Origin of the sequence: Enterobacter sp. DC4, assembly GCF_000568095.1 — a bacterium.
Classification (GTDB): domain Bacteria; phylum Pseudomonadota; class Gammaproteobacteria; order Enterobacterales; family Enterobacteriaceae; genus Enterobacter; species Enterobacter pseudoroggenkampii.
In genome coordinates, this window is record NZ_AZUB01000003.1 from 256,641 (window position 1) to 275,624 (window position 18,984).

Consider the following 18,984-nt stretch of genomic DNA (forward strand, 5'->3'; position numbering starts at 1 on the left):
AGTAAGCGTTATGTCCTCCAGACTTCTGACCACCAGCATTGCTGGCATTGATGCCTTTATGCGCGACCCACGCGGCGTGTTGACTCACGCCGAAGGCGGCACGGTTGCGGTTTTTGCCGACAACGCGCCGGCGTTTTACGCAATCACACCGGAACGTCTGGCACAGCTTCTTGAGATCGAAGCACAAGTGTCACGCCCGGCGAGCGATGTCACGCTGGATAGCCAGTTCTTTGATGAACCGGTTAACGTTCCCATGACCGTTCCGATGGGCAAATTTGCCCTCTATGCGGGCTGGCAACCGGATGCGGATTTCCAGCGACAGGCCGCGCTGTGGGGCATTGCGTTAACCCAACCCGCCACAGCGGAAGAGCTCGCCGCGTTTACCGCCTGGTGGCAGGCGGAAGGGAAAGTGTTCACCCACATTCAGTGGCAGCAAAAGCTCGCGCGTCATCTCCAGATTACTCGCGCCGGCAACAACGGCCAGCCAAAACGTGATATCAATGCGTTTTCAGAACCGGATAAACAGATCCCCAGCGGATTCCGAGGTGCGAAATGAAGAACGTCGGCGACCTGATGAAACGTCTGCAAAAAATGATGCCTGCCAACGTGAAGCCCGCTTTCACCACCGGTGAAGAGCTGCTGGCATGGCAAAAAGAGCAAGGTGAAATCCGCGCCGCCGCGCTCGCCAGGGAAAACCGGGCGATGAAAATGCAGCGCACCTTTAACCGTTCCGGTATCCGTCCCCTGCACCAGAACTGCTCGTTCGATAACTATAAAATCGAGACCACCGGGCAGATGAACGCGCTGGCCGCCGCACGGCAGTACGTGGATGAATTCGACGGCAATATCGCCAGCTTCATCTTTAGCGGCAAGCCGGGCACTGGAAAAAACCACCTTGCTGCCGCCATCTGCAACGAGCTGCTTCTGCGCGGTAAATCGGTTCTTATCATCACCGTGGCCGATATCATGTCTGCGATGAAAGACACCTTCAGCAACCGCGAAACCAGCGAAGAACAGCTGCTTAACGATCTGAGTAATGTCGACCTGCTGGTCATCGACGAGATTGGCGTTCAGACGGAATCGCGCTATGAAAAAGTGATCATCAACCAGATTGTCGATCGCCGCTCCTCGTCCAAGCGCCCCACCGGCATGCTGACGAACCACAATATTGACGAGATGACCCGCCTGCTGGGGGAACGCGTCATGGACCGCATGAAGCTGGGTAACAGCCTGTATGTCATCTTCGACTGGGAAAGTTACCGCAGCCGCGTCACCGGCAAAGAGTATTAAGACAGTTCCAGGAATCGCCGACAGGTCGCAGGTATATACTGGAACCCCTTCGGCCCAAAACGGACCTTTTTGAGAGAGCCATGATGAAAAAACAGATTATTGTCAGCACCTTTTTAGGCGCGCTGCTGGTGACCGGTGCAGCGCAGGCGGCGTCCTGGCAGGAGTCCCTGTCAAGCGCAGCAAACGAGCTGACCAAAGAGAGCAGCAGCACGCAGGGCGGACTCTCCGCCTCTTCCCTCACCAGCCTGCTGGGCAATAGCGCCCAGAGCCTGAGCGCGGGCACGATGAACAACGCGGCGGGGATTCTGGAATATTGTGCGAAGCAAAAGCTGGCCTCCGTGACCGACGCGCAAAACGTGAAAAATCAGGTGCTGGGTAAACTGGGTCTGGATACCCAGGAGCAGAAAGCTGACACCAACTATATGGACGGCATTCAGGGCCTGCTTAACGCGCAGAACGGTCAGCAGCTTAACCTGAGCACCCTCGGCAACTCCTCTCTGGCCAAACAGGTGAAAACCAAAGCCTGCGATCTGGTGCTGAAACAAGGCGTTAATTTCATCTCCTGATCCACCCCATTTTCTGCCACAACACGCCGCGTTTAATGCGATAGTCTTGCAGCGCGGCGCTAAATGAGCGTTTTTCCCACCTGCCACCGTCTCAGCGTCCGTTTGTCAGGATGTGCACACCTTCATAAAAACGATTTTCTAAACCAAATCCTAACAACAGCACACTTTCGTGACACTAAAATTGCAGCTTAACGACATCGCAATTACATTGTATGACCCAAAAAATAAACAGTTAGCCAGCGAAGCATCTGGCGTCACGAGGATATGCTGTTGTCTGAATTCATGTCTCTTATCCTTTTTCTGGCTTCTGTCGGCGTTTACGCCTGCAAAGCCGGCCGTCACACCTGGTGGTTTATCGCCACGCTGGTTGTGCTCGGCATTTTTATTATTTTAAACATTACCTTATACGCCAGTGATTACTTTACCGGTGACGGCATTAACGATGCGGTGCTCTACACGCTGACAAATAGCCTGACGGGCGCGGGTGTCAGCAAGTACATTCTTCCGGGGCTCGGCCTTGTCGTCGCGCTGGTCACCATTTTTGGCGCGCTGGCCTGGGTGCTGCGTCGACGTCGCCATCATCCACACCATCATGGCTACAGCCTGCTGGCGTTATTCCTGGCGCTGGCCTCCGTCGACGCCAGTCCGGCGTTCCATCAGATCACCGAACTGGTGAAATCCCAGTCGCGCGACGGCGATCCGGATTTCACGGCTTACTACAAAGAGCCGTCGAAAACGATCGCCAACCCGACGCTCAATCTGGTCTATATCTACGGAGAAAGTCTGGAGCGCACGTACTTTGATAACGATGCCTTCCCGGACCTGACGCCAGATCTGGGTGCGCTGAAAAATGAAGGTCTCGATTTCAGCCACACCATGCAGTTGCCCGGTACGGATTACACGATTGCCGGGATGGTTGCCTCCCAGTGCGGTATCCCGCTGTTCGCGCCTTTTGAAGGTAACGCCTCAGCCTCCATGTCGACCTTCTTCCCACAGAATATTTGCCTCGGCGATATCCTGAAAAACTCCGGTTACGAAAACTATTTTGTGCAGGGGGCAAACCTGCGCTTCGCCGGAAAAGATGTGTTCCTGAAATCCCACGGTTTTGATCACCTGTATGGCTCAGAAGAGTTAAAAACGACGGTTGCCGACCCAAACTACCGCAACGACTGGGGCTTCTATGACGATACGGTACTCGACGAAACCTGGAAGAAATTCGAGGAACTGTCCCGCGCGGGCAAGCGTTTCTCTCTCTTTGCGCTGACGGTAGACACTCACCATCCTGACGGGTTCGTCTCGCGCAGCTGTAAACGCAAAAGCTATAACGTTGATGGCAAAAACAACAAGTCTTTCAGCGCCGTCACCTGCAGTCAGGAGCACATTGCCGCGCTGGTCGAGAAAATCAAAGCCTCGCCCTGGTTTAAAAACACCGTCATCGTCGTTTCGTCTGACCATCTGGCGATGAAAAACAGCGCCTGGGATCAGCTCAACAAGCAGGATCGCAGCAATCTGTTCTTCGTCCTGCGCGGCGACCAGCCGCAGCAGGAGGAGATTGCCACCAAACGCAACTCCATGGATAACGGCGCCACCGTGCTGGACATCCTGGGCGGCGACAACTTTATTGGCCTGGGCCGCAGCACGCTGTCGGGGCAATCCCTGTCGGAAGTGTTCCTCAACATGAAGGAAAAAATCCTCGCCTGGAAGCCCGACATCATCCGCCTGTGGAACTTCCCGAAAGAGATGAAGGACTTCACCGTCGATCGGGATAAAAACACGATTGCCTTCTCGGGCAGCAACTTCCGTCTGCCGCTGCTGGTGCGCGTGTCGGAGGGACGCGTTGAGCCGCTGCCGGAAAGCGAATATTCCGCGCCGCTGCGCTATCAGCTGGCCGATTTTGCGCCACGCGATAATTTCGTCTGGGTCGACAGATGTTACAAGATGGGCCAGCTCTGGTCGCAGCCGCTGGCGCTCTCTACCGACTGGTGCGTCTCTCAGGGTCAGCTTGGCGGGGAGCAAATCGTGCAGCACGTGGATAAAGCCCAGTGGAAAGGCAAAACCGCGTTTAAAGATACGGTAATTGATACGGCGCGCTATCAGCACAACATCGACATGCTGAAAATCAGCGACAACGATATTCGCTACAAAGCGGACAGCTTTATCTTTAACGTGGCCGGCGCGCCGGAAGAAGTGAAGCAGTTTAGCGGCATCTCGCGGCCGGAGTCCTGGGGACGCTGGTCAAACGCGCAGCTGGGCAATGAGGTGAAAATTGAGTACACCCATCCGCTGCCGGAACAATTCGACCTGGTGATCACCGCCAGAGCGTATGGCCCTAACGCTAACAAGCCCGTACCGGTGCGCGTGGGCGATCGGGAGCAGACGCTGACGCTCGGGAACGACGTGAGCACGCATACGCTGCATTTTGAGAATCCTTCGCGCAGCAATACCCTGGTGATCGTCCCGCCGGATCCGCAGTCCACCAATGAAGGGAATATTCTTGGCCATTCACCGCGCGAGCTCGGAATTGGCATGGTCGAAATTAAAATTGTGAGTCGAGCAGGCTAATGGTCGACCTTAACATCACCCTTCGACCCACGCGCCCCGGCGACGTTACCGCCCTGCTCGCCATTGAACGCGCAGCGGGCGAGCGCTTTCGTGAAGTCCCGGAGCTCGCCTGGCTTGCCGACGGTGAAGTCATTTCTGCTGAGCAGCACCTTGAGTATGTCGAACGTGGGCTAAGCTGGCTGGCGCGGGTGAACGACCGCCCCGTGGGGTTTATCCTCACCGAAGCGCACTCTTCGTCGCTGTTTATCGTGGAGCTTTCGGTCGATCTGAACTGGCAGGGAAAAGGGATTGGCCGGCAGCTTATCGCCTGTGCGGCTGACCATGCCCGCACGCTGGGGCTGGCGTCGCTGACGTTGACGACGTTCCGGGACGTACCGTGGAACGCGCCGTTCTATGCGCGGCTGGGGTTTGAAAAAATGACGACGCTGACGCCTGAACTGCGTCAGAAAAGGGAAGAAGAGACAGCGCACGGTTTCGCGTATGAAACGCGCTGCGCTATGCGCCTGCCTCTGTAATATCGCCCGGTGGCGCTGCGCTTACCGGGCCTACAAAACCCTGAATCGTAGGCCGGGTAAGGCGTAGCCGCCACCCGGCAAAAACCACGATCCGTAGGCCGGGTAAGGCGCAGCCGCCACCCGGCGCAACGCGCAGAGTTAGAACGTTTCCCAGTTATCGCCTGAATCGACCGTCGCGGTTTTACGCGCCATCACCGGCGTGGAAACCGCTTTAGCCGCAGCGAATTCGCGCGCTTTCATCTGCTCCTGCTGAATGCGGAACACCGCCACGGCCTGAGTCAGACGGCTCGCCTGCTCTTCCAGTGCGGCTGCCGCTGCGGCAGACTCTTCCACCAGCGAGGCGTTCTGCTGGGTCACGCGATCCATCTCAGCTACCGCCAGACCCACCTGGTCGATACCGCGGCTCTGCTCGTCAGACGCAGAGGCGATTTCACCCATGATGTCCGTTACGCGGGTCACCGCGTTCACGATCTCCCCCATGGTTTCACCGGCGCTTTCTACAAGCGTTGAACCCACTTCCACGCGACCCACGGAGTCTTCAATCAGGCTCTTGATTTCACGAGCCGCCTGGGCGCTGCGCTGGGCCAGGTTACGCACTTCACCGGCCACCACCGCAAAGCCACGGCCCTGCTCGCCCGCACGCGCCGCTTCTACCGCCGCGTTCAGTGCCAGGATGTTGGTCTGGAAGGCAATGCCGTCGATCACGCTGATAATGTCGGCAATTTTCTGCGAACTGCCCGCGATATCGCGCATGGTCTGCACCACGTTATCCACCACTTTGCCGCCTTTCTGCGCGGTTTCGGAGGCGCTCAGGGCAAGATGGCTCGCCTGACGGGCGTTCTCGGCGTTCTGCTTAACGGTCGCCGTCAGCTGCTCCATGCTGGCAGCGGTCTCTTCCAGGGAAGCGGCCTGCTGCTCAGTTCGGGAGGAGAGGTCGTTATTGCCCATCGCGATTTCACTCGCGCCGCTGTAGATCGCGTTCGCGCCGTTACGCACGTCGCCGACGGTACGCACCAGCTCACCCTGCATATGACGCAGCGAGTCGGCCAGTTCACCCATTTCGTTGGTGCCCTGAACCTCAATACGCTTCACCAGGTCGCCGCTGGCGATATGGCGAATGTTGTCGATCAGACGATTCAGCGGGGAGATCAGCGTCTGCTTGATGTTGAGCCAGACGGCCACGATCACCACCAGCACGGCAATCAGGACGCTAATCAGCACCCAGATAGCCTGGCTGAAGGAGCTGTTGCTGTCTTCGACCGCCATCTGGTACAGCTTGTCGTTCTGCTGCAGGTAGCTCACGTACTGCTTCTCAAAACCGTCCTGATAGCTCTGGGTCGGCTGGTCGAAGAAGGCGTTGATTTTGCCCGCGCCCAGCAGCTGGATCAGCTCCGCCAGCGCACCGTGGTAAATATCATAGTTACGCTTGATCTCCATGGCATCCGCATCGCTTTGACGCGGATCGCGCGGCAGGGCTTCGTAGGCAGCCCAGTTTTTTTCCGCCTGTTTCAGAGACGTAGACGCGATTTGCATCAAATCGTTAACGGTCGCGCCGCTGCCGATATTGCTCTGATCCATCATGTAGCGGATACCCGCGCGGTTCAGGGTGTTACGGGTTTGCAGCAATGCCACCCAGCTGGCGTTCAGCGTGGACTGTTGCTGGCGAATGGTTTGCAGGACGGTGAAATTCTCTTTGTCATTCTTCAGAGCATTAAAGAAAAGACCACCGGATGTGAGTTGTAAAAGGCCAAATATCGCTAAAACCAGCATTAAGCTGGTGACAATCTTGATACGGTTTAACATGTTTTCTCTTTCCTCAGGCAGATACAGAATTTTCGGCCTGGAAAGGGAAAACTTTACGAAAATCATCCTGGAATTTGGGGTTTTTACTCTTCTTCCCGCGCTGCGTTATGCCGGTTTCCGAGTTCAATAAACTCTTCCAGCAGCGCCGTCAGCTGTTTCATCTTCTCCGGCGTATATTCCGCCTCAATCTGCTGATACGCCTCTTCGACCTGCGCCTGAGCGTGTTCATACAGCGCATTCCCCTCTTTGGTCAGCGACACGTACAGCTTGCGCTGGTCGTTCACCGGCTTTAGGCGCAGCACCAGGCCGTCACGTTCCATGCGCGTCAGAATACCGGTCAGGCTCGGGCGCAGGATGCAGGTGCGAAACGCCAGATCGTGAAAATCCATCGACGGATGTTCAGCCAGCACGCGCACAATGCGCCACTGCTGCTCGGTCAGATTATGGCGCTTCACGATCGGGCGGAAGTAGGACATCGCTGCTTCCCGCGCCTGCAGCAGCGCGATGGTTAATGAATCATGCATAGCCTCTTCCCTTCACATCATTAACAAGTAAACAATCACTAAAAGATGTTTTTATAAACAACACGTTTTCCATCAAAAAGTCTAACAGAAACCCATCGATTTTGTTAACTCACTGATTTTAATGCACATAAAACTCAATATGTAAATTTATTGTTATTCATATCACAAATTTTTCACTTCTGATTGCGAAATGAGCAGCAAAAGCATAAAACCAGATCATTAACATATTAATGAAATCCAAACAGGACATCCGGCCTGAGGAGTATGTGAATGAAAGGTACCGTTTTTGCCGTCGCCCTCAACCATCAAAGCCAGCGTGAAGCCTGGCGTGAGGCATTTGAAAAAGCCCCCTACAACACGCCGCCGAAAACAGCCGTGTGGTTTATCAAACCCCATAACACCGTGATTCGTGCGGGCGAACCCATTCCGTTCCCGCAGGGGGAAAAGGTGCTCAGCGGCGCGACGGTGGCGCTGGTGATCGGTAAAACCGCCAGCAAGGTACGCGTGGAGGACGCTGCGGAGCACATCGCGGGGTATGCGCTGGCCAACGAGGTGAGCCTGCCGGAAGAGAGCTTCTATCGCCCGGCCATCAAGGCCAAATGTCGTGACGGATTCTGCCCGCTCGGCGAACTTGTCGCCGTTGATAACGTAGATAACCTGACCATCATCACCGAGATCAACGGCCGCGAAGCGGACCACTGGAACACCGCCGATCTTCAGCGTAACTCTGCCGAACTGCTGAGCGCCCTGAGCGAGTTCGCCACCCTCAATCCCGGCGATGCGATCCTGCTCGGTACCCCTCACAGCCGCGTTGAGATCCGCCCGGGCGATCGCGTGCGTATTCTGGCGGAAGGCTTTCCGCCGCTGGAAAACCCGGTGGTGGATGAACGCGACGTCGCTAACACACACCGCACGCCGCCGCACGCCACGCTGTTTGCCCTCGGTCTGAACTATGCCGATCACGCCAGCGAGCTGGACTTCAAGCCGCCCACCGAACCGCTGGTCTTTATCAAAGCGCCGAACACCTTCAACGGTGACAACCAGACGTCGGTGCGTCCGAACAATATCGAATACATGCATTACGAAGCGGAGCTGGTGGTGGTCATCGGCAAAACCGCGCGTAAGGTCAGTGAAGCCGATGCGATGGACTATGTTGCGGGCTACACGGTCTGCAACGACTACGCCATCCGCGACTACCTGGAAAACTACTACCGCCCGAACCTGCGGGTGAAAAGCCGCGACGGGCTGACCCCCATTTCCCCAAACATCGTGCCAAAAGCAGCCATTCCCGACCCGCACAACCTCGCCCTGCGCACCTTCGTTAACGGCGAGCTGCGTCAGGAAGGCACCACGGCGGATCTGATCTTCAGCATCCCGTACCTGATCGCGTACCTGAGCGACTTTATGACCCTGCAGCCGGGCGACATGATTGCCACCGGCACGCCGAAGGGGCTCTCCGACGTGGTGCCGGGCGATGAGGTGGTGGTGGAAGTGGAAGGCGTTGGACGCCTGGTGAACCGAATTGTGAGTGAGGAGACGGCAAAATGAAAAAGATAAACCATTGGATCAACGGTAAAAACGTCGCGGGCAGCGACTACTTCCACACTACTAACCCGGCCTCCGGCGAGCTCCTGGCAGAAGTTGCCTCCGGCGGTGAAGCTGAAATTCACCAGGCCGTTGCCGCCGCCAAAGAGGCGTTCCCGAAGTGGGCCAACCTGCCGATGAAGGAGCGCGCGCGCCTGATGCGTCGTCTGGGTGACCTGATCGACCAGAACGTGCCCGAGATTGCCGCCATGGAAACCGCCGATACCGGGCTGCCGATCCACCAGACCAAAAACGTGCTGATCCCGCGCGCCTCGCACAACTTCGAATTTTTCGCCGAGGTGTGCCAGCAAATGAACGGCAAGACCTACCCGGTTGACGACAAGATGCTCAACTACACCCTGGTGCAGCCGGTGGGCGTCTGCGCGCTGGTGTCGCCGTGGAACGTGCCGTTTATGACCGCCACCTGGAAGGTCGCGCCCTGTCTGGCCTTAGGTAATACCGCCGTGCTGAAGATGTCCGAACTCTCCCCGCTGACCGCCGACCGTCTGGGCGAGCTGGCCCTCGAAGCGGGGATTCCGGCGGGCGTGCTGAACGTGGTGCAGGGCTACGGCGCGACGGCAGGCGACGCGCTGGTGCGTCATCACGACGTGCGCGCGGTCTCCTTCACCGGCGGTACCGCCACCGGGCGCAACATCATGAAAAATGCCGGGCTGAAGAAATACTCCATGGAGCTGGGCGGCAAATCCCCGGTACTGATTTTTGAGGATGCCGACATCGAGCGCGCGCTGGACGCCGCCCTGTTCACCATCTTCTCCATAAACGGCGAGCGCTGCACCGCGGGCTCGCGCATCTTTATCCAGCAGAGCATCTACCCGGAATTCGTCAAGCGCTTTGCCGAGCGCGCCAACCGCCTGCGCGTGGGCGACCCGACCGATCCAAATACCCAGATTGGCGCGCTGATTAGCCAGCAGCACTGGGAGAAAGTCTCCGGCTATATCCGCCTCGGCATCGAGGAAGGCGCAACCCTGCTGGCGGGCGGCCCGGACAAACCGACCGACCTGCCTGCATACCTGAAAGGCGGCAACTTCCTGCGCCCGACCGTGCTGGCGGATGTTGATAACCGCATGCGCGTGGCGCAGGAGGAGATCTTCGGGCCGGTGGCCTGCCTGCTGCCGTTCAAGGACGAAGCGGAAGGGCTGCGCCTGGCCAACGACGTGGAGTACGGCCTGGCGTCGTACATCTGGACCCAGGACGTCAGCAAGGTGCTGCGCCTGGCGCGCAATATCGAAGCAGGCATGGTGTTCGTCAACACCCAGAACGTGCGCGACCTTCGCCAGCCGTTTGGCGGCGTGAAGGCCTCCGGCACCGGCCGCGAGGGGGGCGAGTACAGCTTCGAGGTGTTCGCGGAGATGAAGAACGTCTGCATCTCCATGGGCGACCATCCGATTCCAAAGTGGGGGATCTGAAAATGGGTAAATTAGCGTTAGCGGCAAAAATCACCCACGTGCCGTCGATGTACCTTTCCGAGCTGCCGGGCAAAAACCACGGCTGCCGCCAGTCGGCCATCGACGGGCATAAAGAGATCAGTAAGCGCTGCCGGGAGCTGGGCGTGGACACCATCATCGTGTTCGATACCCACTGGCTGGTGAATAGCGCCTACCACATCAACTGCGCGGACCATTTTTCAGGCGTCTACACCAGTAACGAGCTGCCGCACTTTATCCGCGACATGACCTACGACTACGACGGCAACCCGGCACTCGGCCAGCTTATCGCCGACGAAGCGGTGAAGCTCGGCGTGCGTGCCAAAGCGCACAACATCCCGAGCCTCAAGCTGGAGTACGGCACGCTGGTGCCGATGCGCTACATGAACGCGGATAAGCACTTCAAAGTGATCTCCATCTCGGCGTTCTGCACGGTTCACGACTTCGCCGACAGCCGCAGGCTGGGCGAAGCCATCGTCAGCGCTATCGAAAAATACGACGGCACCGTGGCGGTCCTCGCCAGCGGCTCGCTGTCGCACCGCTTTATCGACGACCAGCGCGCGGAAGAAGGGATGAACAGCTATACCCGCGAGTTCGACCGCCAGATGGACGAGCGCGTGGTGAAGCTGTGGCGCGAGGGTCAGTTCAAAGAATTCTGCAGCATGCTGCCGGAGTACGCCGACTACTGCTACGGCGAGGGCAACATGCACGACACGGTGATGCTGCTGGGCATGCTCGGCTGGGACAAATACGACGGCAAGGTGGAGTTTCTCACCGAGCTGTTCGCCAGCTCCGGCACCGGCCAGGTCAACGCCGTTTTCCCCCTGCCCGCGTAAGGAGCCACCATGCCGCACTTTATTGCTGAATGTACCGACAACATCCGCCAGCAGGCCGACCTGCCGGGGCTGTTCGCCAAAGTGAACGAGGCGCTCGCCGCCACGGGCATCTTCCCGCTCGGCGGTATCCGCAGCCGCGCCCACTGGCTGGACACCTGGCAGATGGCCGACGGCAAGCATGATTACGCCTTTGTCCATATGACGCTGAAGATTGGCGCGGGGCGCAGTCTGGAGAGCCGGGAGGCCGTGGGGGAGATGCTATTTGGGCTGATCAAAGCGCACTTTGCGGAACTGATGGCGAGCCGCTATCTGGCGCTGTCGTTTGAGCTCGACGAACTGCACCCGACGCTCAATTACAAACAAAACAACGTGCACGCGTTGTTTAAGTAGCCGTCTGCTTGCCCGGTGGCGCTTCGCTTACCGGGCCTACAACGGCCCCGAACGTAGGCCGGGTAAGCGCAGCGCCACCCGGCAACAACAGGATATCGCCATGCTCGACAAACATACCCATACCCTGATCGCCCACCGTCTGCATCAGGCGGAACAATCCCGGGAGCAGATCCGCGCGATCTCCCTTGAGTACCCGGAGATCACGATTGAAGACGCCTACGCCGTCCAGCGCGAATGGGTGAGCCTGAAGATCGCCGAAGGCCGCGTGCTGAAGGGCCACAAGATCGGCCTCACCTCCAAAGCGATGCAGGCCAGCTCGCAAATCAGCGAGCCGGACTACGGCGCGCTGCTGGACGACATGTTCTTCCATGACGGCAGCGACATTCCCGTCGATCGCTTCATCGTTCCGCGCATTGAAGTGGAGCTGGCGTTCGTTCTGGCAAAACCGCTGCGCGGCCCGAACTGCACAATCTTCGACGTCTATAACGCCACGGATTACGTCATCCCCGCGCTGGAGCTGATCGACGCCCGCTGCCACAACGTCGACCCGGAGACCCAGCGTCCGCGCAAGGTCTTCGACACCATCTCCGATAACGCCGCCAACGCGGGCGTGATCCTCGGCGGCCGTCCGATTAAGCCCGACGAGCTGGACCTGCGCTGGATCTCCGCCCTGCTCTACCGCAACGGCGTCATCGAAGAGACCGGCGTGGCCGCAGGCGTCCTGAACCACCCGGCCAACGGCGTGGCGTGGCTGGCCAACAAGCTTGCGCCGTACGACGTGCAGCTTGAGCCTGGCCAGATTATCCTCGGCGGCTCGTTTACCCGCCCGGTGCCCGCCAGCAGAGGCGACACCTTCCACGTCGACTACGGCAACATGGGCTCCATCAGCTGCCGCTTTGTCTAGGAGAGCACGATGCAAAACGCATTTAAAGCGGCGCTGAAAGCAGGCCGTCCGCAAATTGGGTTATGGCTGGGGCTGACCAGCAGCTACAGCGCCGAGCTGCTGGCGGGGGCTGGCTTCGACTGGCTGCTGATCGACGGCGAGCACGCGCCGAACAGCGTGCAGACTGTCTTGACCCAGCTGCAGGCTATCGCCCCTTATCCCAGCCAGCCGGTGGTCCGCCCGTCGTGGAACGACCCGGTGCAAATCAAACAGCTGCTGGACGTGGGTGCGCAAACCCTGCTGGTGCCGATGGTGCAAAACGCCGACGAAGCGCGGCTGGCGGTACGTGCCACCCGCTACCCGCCTGCGGGCATTCGCGGCGTCGGCAGCGCCCTGGCGCGGGCGTCGCGCTGGAACCGCATCCCGGACTACCTGAAGCAGGCCAACGACGCCATGTGCGTGCTGGTGCAGATTGAAACCCGCGAGGCCCTGAAAAACCTGCCGCAGATCCTGGACGTGGAAGGCGTCGACGGCGTGTTTATCGGCCCGGCGGATCTGAGCGCCGACATGGGCTTTGCCGGCAATCCGCAGCACCCGGAGGTGCAGGCCGCCATCGAGCAGGCGATCGCGCAGATACGCGCCGCCGGTAAAGCCCCCGGCATCCTGATGGCGAACGAGCAGATGGCTAAACGCTACCTCGAACTCGGCGCGCTGTTTGTCGCCGTCGGCGTCGACACCACCCTGCTCGCCCGCGGCGCGGAAGCGCTGGCGGCACGTTTTATCGAACAACCGGTTACGTCAGTTAATAACAATAAATCCGTCTACTAAACGTAAGATCTGGAGCGCACCATGACGACCTCTACCCTGCAAGCCCATGATAATAAAGCTGTTGAACATCGCGCCATTCACAAGCTGTTCCGGCGTCTGATCGTCTTTCTCTTTATCCTGTTTGTCTTCTCGTTCCTCGATCGCATCAACATCGGCTTCGCCGGGCTGACGATGGGTAAAGATCTGGGCCTCACGTCAACCATGTTTGGTCTGGCCGCGACGCTGTTTTACGTCACCTACGTGCTGTGCGGCATCCCGAGTAACATCATGCTGGCGAAGATCGGCGCGCGACGCTGGATCGCCGGGATCATGGTGGTGTGGGGTATTGCCTCCACCTGCACCATGTTCGCCACCAGCCCTGAAACGCTCTACGTCCTGCGCATGCTGGTAGGCATTGCCGAAGCCGGTTTCCTGCCGGGGATCCTGGTCTATCTCACCTGGTGGTTCCCGGCGTATCACCGCGCCCGCGCCAACGCGCTGTTTATGATTGCCATGCCGGTGACCATGATGCTCGGTTCGATCCTCTCCGGCTACATTCTGGCGATGGACGGGCTGTGGAACCTCAAGGGCTGGCAGTGGCTGTTCCTGCTGGAGGGGCTACCGTCGGTGGTGCTCGGCGTGGTGACCTGGTTTTACCTCAACGACACGCCGGACCAGGCCACCTGGCTGGATGACGACGAAAAACAGGCGCTCAAAACGATGATCGCCCGCGAGCAGGAGCTGGCCGTAACGCAGCCTGCCTCGGCACGCTCTACCCTGCGCGAAGTGCTGACCCCGGCGGTGCTGCTCTACACGCTGGCCTACTTCTGCCTGACCAACACGCTGAGCGCGATCAACATCTGGACGCCGCAGATCCTGCAAAGCTTCAACACGGGGAGCAGCAATATCGTCATCGGCCTGCTGGCGGCAATCCCGCAGTTTTGCACCATCCTCGGGATGATCTGGTGGAGCCGCCGCTCCGACAGGCTGAAAGAGCGAAAAAAGCACACCATCCTGCCGTACCTGTTCGCGGCGGCGGGATGGATGCTGGCCTCGGCCACCGATCACAGCCTGATCCAGCTGCTTGGCATCATCATGGCCTCAACCGGATCGTTTACCGCCATGGCGATATTCTGGACCACGCCGGATCGGGTTATTAGCCTGCAGTCCCGCGCGGTGGCGCTGGCGGTGATCAACGCCATCGGCAACGTCGGATCCGCCGTCAGCCCATTGCTGATTGGGATCCTGCGCGACGCGACCGGCAGCTTCAGCTCCGGGCTGTGGTTCGTGGCCGGGCTGCTGGTGGTCGGCGCGCTGGTGCTGACGCGCATTCCGATGACGCAGCGGGATCAACAGAGGAACGCTCATGTGCCAGAGCCCTATCGCCAACATTGATATCAGCAAGGAGTACGATGAAAGTCTGGGCACCGACGATGTGCACTACCAGTCGTTCGCCCGCATGGCGGCCTTTTTTGGCCGCGACATGCAGGCGCATCGTCACGACCAGTATTTTCAGATGCACTTTCTCGATACCGGGCAGATTGAGCTCCAGCTCGACGATCACCGCTATTCGGTGCAGGCCCCGCTGTTCGTCCTCACGCCACCGTCGGTGCCGCACGCGTTTATCACCGAATCCGACAGCGACGGGCACGTGCTGACGGTGCGCGAGGATCTGATCTGGCCGCTGCTGGAGGTGCTTTACCCCGGCACGCGGGAGGCGTTCGGCCTGCCGGGGATCTGCCTTTCGCTTTCCGACAGGCCGGACGAGCTGGCGGCGCTGAAGCACTACTGGCAGCTGATTGCCCGGGAATCCACGGAGCAGCTGCCCGGGCGCGAGCATACCCTGGTCCTGCTGGCGCAGGCGGTGTTTACCCTGCTGCTGCGCAACGCGAAGCTCGACGACCACGCCTCAGGCGGCATGCGCGGCGAGCTGAAGCTGTTCCAGCGCTTTACCCAACTGATCGACACCCACTACCACCAGCACTGGACGGTGCCGGAATACGCCAGCGAGCTGCACCTGACCGAATCTCGCCTGACCGATATCTGTCGCCGCTTCGCCAACCGCCCGCCAAAACGCCTGATCTTCGACCGCCAGCTGCGGGAGGCCAGGCGCTTGCTGCTCTTCTCCGACAGCACCGTCAGCGAGATTGCCTGGCAGTTGGGGTTCAAAGATCCGGCCTATTTCGCCCGCTTTTTTAACCGCTTAGTGGGGTGCTCGCCGAGCGCGTATCGGGCGCAGAAAGTACCGGTTTCCTGAACGCATCACGGTTCGTAGGGCGGGTAAGCGCAGCGCCACCCGCCGAAAAGCCGCACAGATCACAAAACCCAATCCCGCCCGAAAAGTACCCGCCGTTGTCCCAATCGTCCCTTCACGTTACGTCCCTCTCAGGCTTCAATTAAACAACAAAAACAAAACATAAATTTAACAACCCTATTCCGATACGAGGTCCCCTATGAAGCCTGAAGAGTTCCGCGCTGATGCCAAACGCCCGTTAACCGGCGAAGAGTATTTAAAAAGCCTGCAGGACGGTCGTGAGATTTATATCTACGGCGAGCGCGTCAAAGACGTCACCACCCATCCGGCGTTTCGCAATGCGGCGGCCTCCATCGCGCAGATGTACGACGCGCTGCACAAGCCGGACATGCAGGACACGCTCTGCTGGGGCACCGACACCGGCAGCGGCGGCTACACCCATAAATTCTTCCGCGTGGCGAAAAGCGCCGACGACCTGCGCCAGCAGCGCGACGCCATCGCCGAGTGGTCGCGCCTGAGCTACGGCTGGATGGGCCGCACGCCGGACTACAAAGCCGCGTTCGGCTGCGCGCTGGGCGCCAACCCGGCCTTCTACGGCCAGTTCGAGCAGAACGCCCGGAACTGGTACACCCGTATTCAGGAAACCGGCCTGTACTTCAACCACGCCATCGTTAACCCGCCGATCGACCGCCACAAGCCAGCGGACGAGGTAAAAGACGTCTACATCAAGCTGGAGAAGGAGACCGACGCCGGGATTATCGTCAGCGGTGCGAAAGTGGTGGCGACCAACTCGGCGCTGACCCACTACAACATGATCGGCTTCGGTTCCGCGCAGGTGATGGGCGAAAACCCGGACTTCGCGCTGATGTTCGTCGCGCCGATGGATGCCGAGGGCGTGAAGCTGATCTCCCGCGCCTCCTACGAGATGGTGGCAGGCGCAACCGGATCCCCGTACGACTATCCGCTCTCCAGCCGCTTCGACGAGAACGACGCGATCCTGGTGATGGATCATGTGCTGATCCCGTGGGAAAACGTGCTGATCTACCGCGATTTCGACCGCTGCCGTCGCTGGACGATGGAAGGCGGTTTCGCCCGCATGTACCCGCTGCAGGCCTGCGTGCGCCTGGCGGTGAAGCTCGACTTCATCACCGCCCTGCTGAAGAAATCCCTGGAGTGCACCGGCACCCTGGAGTTCCGCGGCGTGCAGGCGGATCTCGGCGAAGTGGTGGCCTGGCGCAACATGTTCTGGGCGCTGAGCGACTCCATGTGTTCCGAAGCCACCCCGTGGGTCAACGGTGCGTATCTGCCGGATCACGCCGCGCTGCAGACCTACCGCGTGATGGCGCCGATGGCCTACGCCAAGATCAAGAACATCATCGAGCGTAACGTCACCTCCGGGCTGATCTACCTGCCGTCCAGCGCCCGGGATCTGAACAACCCGCAGATCGACCAGTATCTGGCGAAATATGTGCGCGGCTCCAACGGCATGGATCACGTCGAACGCATCAAGATTTTGAAGCTGATGTGGGACGCCATCGGCAGCGAGTTTGGCGGTCGTCACGAGCTGTACGAAATTAACTACTCCGGCAGCCAGGATGAGATCCGCCTGCAGTGTCTGCGCCAGGCGCAGAGCTCCGGCAACATGGACAAGATGATGGCGATGGTCGACCGCTGCATGTCCGAATACGACCAGCACGGCTGGACGGTGCCGCACCTGCACAACAACAGCGATATCAACATGCTCGACAAGCTGCTGAAATAGCGCAGCGGGAGGTTGCAATGCATTCAGATGAACAACGCCTGCGTTTTCGCGACGCAATGAGTAGCCTGTCGGCGGCGGTCAATGTGATCACCACCGAGGGTGAGGCCGGACGCTGCGGCATCACCGCTACCGCCGTCTGCTCGGTGACCGACACCCCGCCATCAGTGATGGTGTGCATCAACGCCAACAGCGCCATGAATCCGGTATTTCAGGGTAACGGCAGGCTGTGCGTTAACGTGCTGAACCACGAGCAGGAGATCATGGCTCGCCATTTCGCCGGGATGACCGGAATGACGATGGAGGAGCGCTTTGCCCTCTCCTGCTGGCAAAAAGGCCCGCTGGCGCAGCCGGTGCTCAAGGGCGCGCTGGCCAGCCTTGAAGGCGAGATTAGCCAGGTGCAAACCATCGGCACGCATCTTGTCTACCTTGTTGAAATTAAAAACATCATCCTGAGTGACGAAGGACACGGCCTGATCTACTTCAGGCGCCGTTTCCACCCGGTTATGCTGGAGGCGGAAGCCGCCTTGTAATCCCCCTCGCGCTGGCCTTTTTTTTCCGGCCAGCGCCGCTTTCTACAAAAACTCCTAAGGTTTCCGCTAAATCACGCCGTTATATAACCATAAGAGAAATTTTCTGTGCCTGAATACTGACATTCTGTGTCAGTGCACCCGCATCATTCAGCGCATACCTAAATATACAGGATGACCTTATGGCTAAAACGACGCGGAGCCGCTCGGCTGAACGTCTGGTCGATATTCTCCTTGAGCTACATTTAAACGGTGTGGTAAACCGCAGTGCGCTAATGGAGAAATTTAAAATTACCGAGCGTACCGTCTACCGGGATTTAAATGCCCTCTCTCCCATTGTTGAACATACCGGTAACGGGCTATATCGACTGATCCATTCGGCACAATCGCCCGGTGGACAAGGCTTACATCACACTCTTGCTAACTTCCTGAATGCTGATAGCTTTTTCCCTGAAAGAAATACGGAATTCTGGCAGAATCTTGAAACGCGCGTTGACGAAAACCATATTCTTATTCTTGCGAATGAAGCCGAACATACGGTACAACGTGATATTCAACGTCATTTAACGAAAATCGAGAGATCGATTAAAAACCATAATGTTTGTCAGATTGTTTATAAGGGGAAAACCCGTCTGATTAATCCCTATAAACTCATTAACAAAAAAAATATATGGTATTTACAAGCCACCGAAAATAGCCGCCTGAAATCCTTCTCATTGAGTCAGATTAGCTGGTTTGATATTCAGAAAACGACCTTCACCCCGGAAGAAAATGTCCTTGCGCTGCTGGAAAAAAGCCTCGACCCTTGGGTCTCTGAAAATACTTTCGCGGTGAAAATATTCATCAAAGATAATATTTCACATTACTTCCTGCGTCGCGATCTTCTGCCAGAACAAGAGCTGCTGGCGGAGCAACAGGGCGGCGTCACGCTGCGCTGCCAGGCGGCCCACGAGAACCAGATCCTGCCGCTGCTGTTCTACTGGCTGCCTCATATTCAGATTCTGGAGCCGAACTGGCTGAAGGAAAAACTGCTCGGAACGCTGGAGCACTATCTGGCGGTGGAGCGCAACCCGAATAATCAAGTGATCTCAATCACATAATTTCGCCCCCTGGCGGCGAGCCGGAACCGCTCGTCGCCCCCTTTGACCGCTCACCTGTCACTTTCAACCACTCATTCATTTACCGTCCTTTACACGCGCGCGGATCTGGCACGATCGCTCCAGCATTAATCAATAC

The 18,984-nt window shown here is 58.4% G+C and carries 18 protein-coding genes; 16 read left to right on the forward strand and 2 right to left on the reverse strand.

The window, feature by feature from the left end:
• The first annotated feature begins 10 nt into the window (after positions 1-10).
• The 5 genes from dnaT to P349_RS13605 all read left to right on the forward strand — a co-directional run bounded on the left by dnaT (position 11) and on the right by P349_RS13605 (position 4,933).
• The gene (gene dnaT / locus P349_RS13625; protein ID WP_032649912.1) at positions 11-556 is read left to right on the forward strand and encodes a primosomal protein DnaT; all 546 of its coding nucleotides are present in this window, start codon (positions 11-13) and stop codon (positions 554-556) included.
• Complete coding sequence (gene dnaC, locus P349_RS13620; RefSeq protein ID WP_032643964.1) at positions 553-1,290, forward strand: DNA replication protein DnaC; 738 nt, start codon at positions 553-555, stop codon at positions 1,288-1,290. Before dnaT ends, dnaC begins: the two co-directional genes overlap by 4 nt.
• Before the next feature lie 83 nt (positions 1,291-1,373).
• A complete protein-coding gene (locus P349_RS13615) occupies positions 1,374-1,856 on the forward strand; it encodes a DUF2501 domain-containing protein (RefSeq protein WP_081758204.1) in 483 nt (160 codons plus the stop codon).
• A gap of 270 nt (positions 1,857-2,126) precedes the next feature.
• Positions 2,127-4,418, forward strand: a complete 2,292-nt coding sequence (gene opgB, locus P349_RS13610; protein ID WP_032650079.1) for a phosphatidylglycerol--membrane-oligosaccharide glycerophosphotransferase — start codon at positions 2,127-2,129, stop codon at positions 4,416-4,418.
• Entirely contained in the window at positions 4,418-4,933 is a 516-nt protein-coding gene (locus P349_RS13605; protein ID WP_032649916.1) for a GNAT family N-acetyltransferase, read from the forward strand. Before opgB ends, P349_RS13605 begins: the two co-directional genes overlap by 1 nt.
• Positions 4,934-5,071: 138 nt before the next feature.
• Here the strand turns inward: P349_RS13605 and tsr are convergent, their stop codons facing one another.
• Together tsr and hpaR are read right to left on the reverse strand one after the other, a co-directional pair.
• Entirely contained in the window at positions 5,072-6,736 is a 1,665-nt protein-coding gene (gene tsr, locus P349_RS13600) for a methyl-accepting chemotaxis protein (protein ID WP_024908285.1), read from the reverse strand.
• Between the two features lie 83 nt (positions 6,737-6,819).
• On the reverse strand, positions 6,820-7,260 hold the full coding sequence (hpaR, locus tag P349_RS13595) for a homoprotocatechuate degradation operon regulator HpaR (protein ID WP_023334396.1): 441 nt from the start codon (positions 7,258-7,260) through the stop codon (positions 6,820-6,822).
• A gap of 270 nt (positions 7,261-7,530) precedes the next feature.
• Here hpaR and hpaG point away from each other — a divergent pair, with 270 nt between their 5' ends.
• From hpaG to P349_RS13540, 11 genes are all read left to right on the forward strand, one after another.
• Positions 7,531-8,808, forward strand: coding sequence for a 4-hydroxyphenylacetate degradation bifunctional isomerase/decarboxylase (gene hpaG / locus P349_RS13590; RefSeq protein WP_032649918.1), 1,278 nt, complete (start codon positions 7,531-7,533; stop codon positions 8,806-8,808).
• Positions 8,805-10,271, forward strand: coding sequence for a 5-carboxymethyl-2-hydroxymuconate semialdehyde dehydrogenase (hpaE, locus tag P349_RS13585; protein ID WP_032649920.1), 1,467 nt, complete (start codon positions 8,805-8,807; stop codon positions 10,269-10,271). Before hpaG ends, hpaE begins: the two co-directional genes overlap by 4 nt.
• 2 nt (positions 10,272-10,273) lie before the next feature.
• A complete protein-coding gene (gene hpaD, locus P349_RS13580) occupies positions 10,274-11,125 on the forward strand; it encodes a 3,4-dihydroxyphenylacetate 2,3-dioxygenase (protein ID WP_032649922.1) in 852 nt (283 codons plus the stop codon).
• Between the two features lie 9 nt (positions 11,126-11,134).
• Positions 11,135-11,515, forward strand: a complete 381-nt coding sequence (locus tag P349_RS13575) for a 5-carboxymethyl-2-hydroxymuconate Delta-isomerase (protein ID WP_024908289.1) — start codon at positions 11,135-11,137, stop codon at positions 11,513-11,515.
• A 100-nt stretch (positions 11,516-11,615) separates the two neighbouring features.
• On the forward strand, positions 11,616-12,419 hold the full coding sequence (hpaH, locus tag P349_RS13570) for a 2-oxo-hept-4-ene-1,7-dioate hydratase (RefSeq protein ID WP_023305397.1): 804 nt from the start codon (positions 11,616-11,618) through the stop codon (positions 12,417-12,419).
• Positions 12,420-12,428: 9 nt separating this feature from the next.
• The gene (gene hpaI, locus P349_RS13565; protein ID WP_032649923.1) at positions 12,429-13,226 is read left to right on the forward strand and encodes a 4-hydroxy-2-oxoheptanedioate aldolase; all 798 of its coding nucleotides are present in this window, start codon (positions 12,429-12,431) and stop codon (positions 13,224-13,226) included.
• A 21-nt stretch (positions 13,227-13,247) separates the two neighbouring features.
• On the forward strand, positions 13,248-14,600 hold the full coding sequence (gene hpaX, locus P349_RS13560) for a 4-hydroxyphenylacetate permease (RefSeq protein WP_032649924.1): 1,353 nt from the start codon (positions 13,248-13,250) through the stop codon (positions 14,598-14,600).
• Positions 14,572-15,462, forward strand: coding sequence for a 4-hydroxyphenylacetate catabolism regulatory protein HpaA (gene hpaA / locus P349_RS13555; RefSeq protein WP_024908293.1), 891 nt, complete (start codon positions 14,572-14,574; stop codon positions 15,460-15,462). The genes hpaX and hpaA overlap by 29 nt, the downstream gene beginning before the upstream one ends.
• A 196-nt stretch (positions 15,463-15,658) precedes the next feature.
• On the forward strand, positions 15,659-17,221 hold the full coding sequence (hpaB, locus tag P349_RS13550) for a 4-hydroxyphenylacetate 3-monooxygenase, oxygenase component (protein ID WP_008501307.1): 1,563 nt from the start codon (positions 15,659-15,661) through the stop codon (positions 17,219-17,221).
• Positions 17,222-17,238: 17 nt separating this feature from the next.
• A complete protein-coding gene (locus P349_RS13545) occupies positions 17,239-17,751 on the forward strand; it encodes a 4-hydroxyphenylacetate 3-monooxygenase reductase subunit (RefSeq protein ID WP_032649926.1) in 513 nt (170 codons plus the stop codon).
• 179 nt (positions 17,752-17,930) lie between these two features.
• Positions 17,931-18,848, forward strand: a complete 918-nt coding sequence (locus P349_RS13540) for a helix-turn-helix transcriptional regulator (protein WP_032649927.1) — start codon at positions 17,931-17,933, stop codon at positions 18,846-18,848.
• The last annotated feature ends 136 nt before the right edge of the window (positions 18,849-18,984 follow it).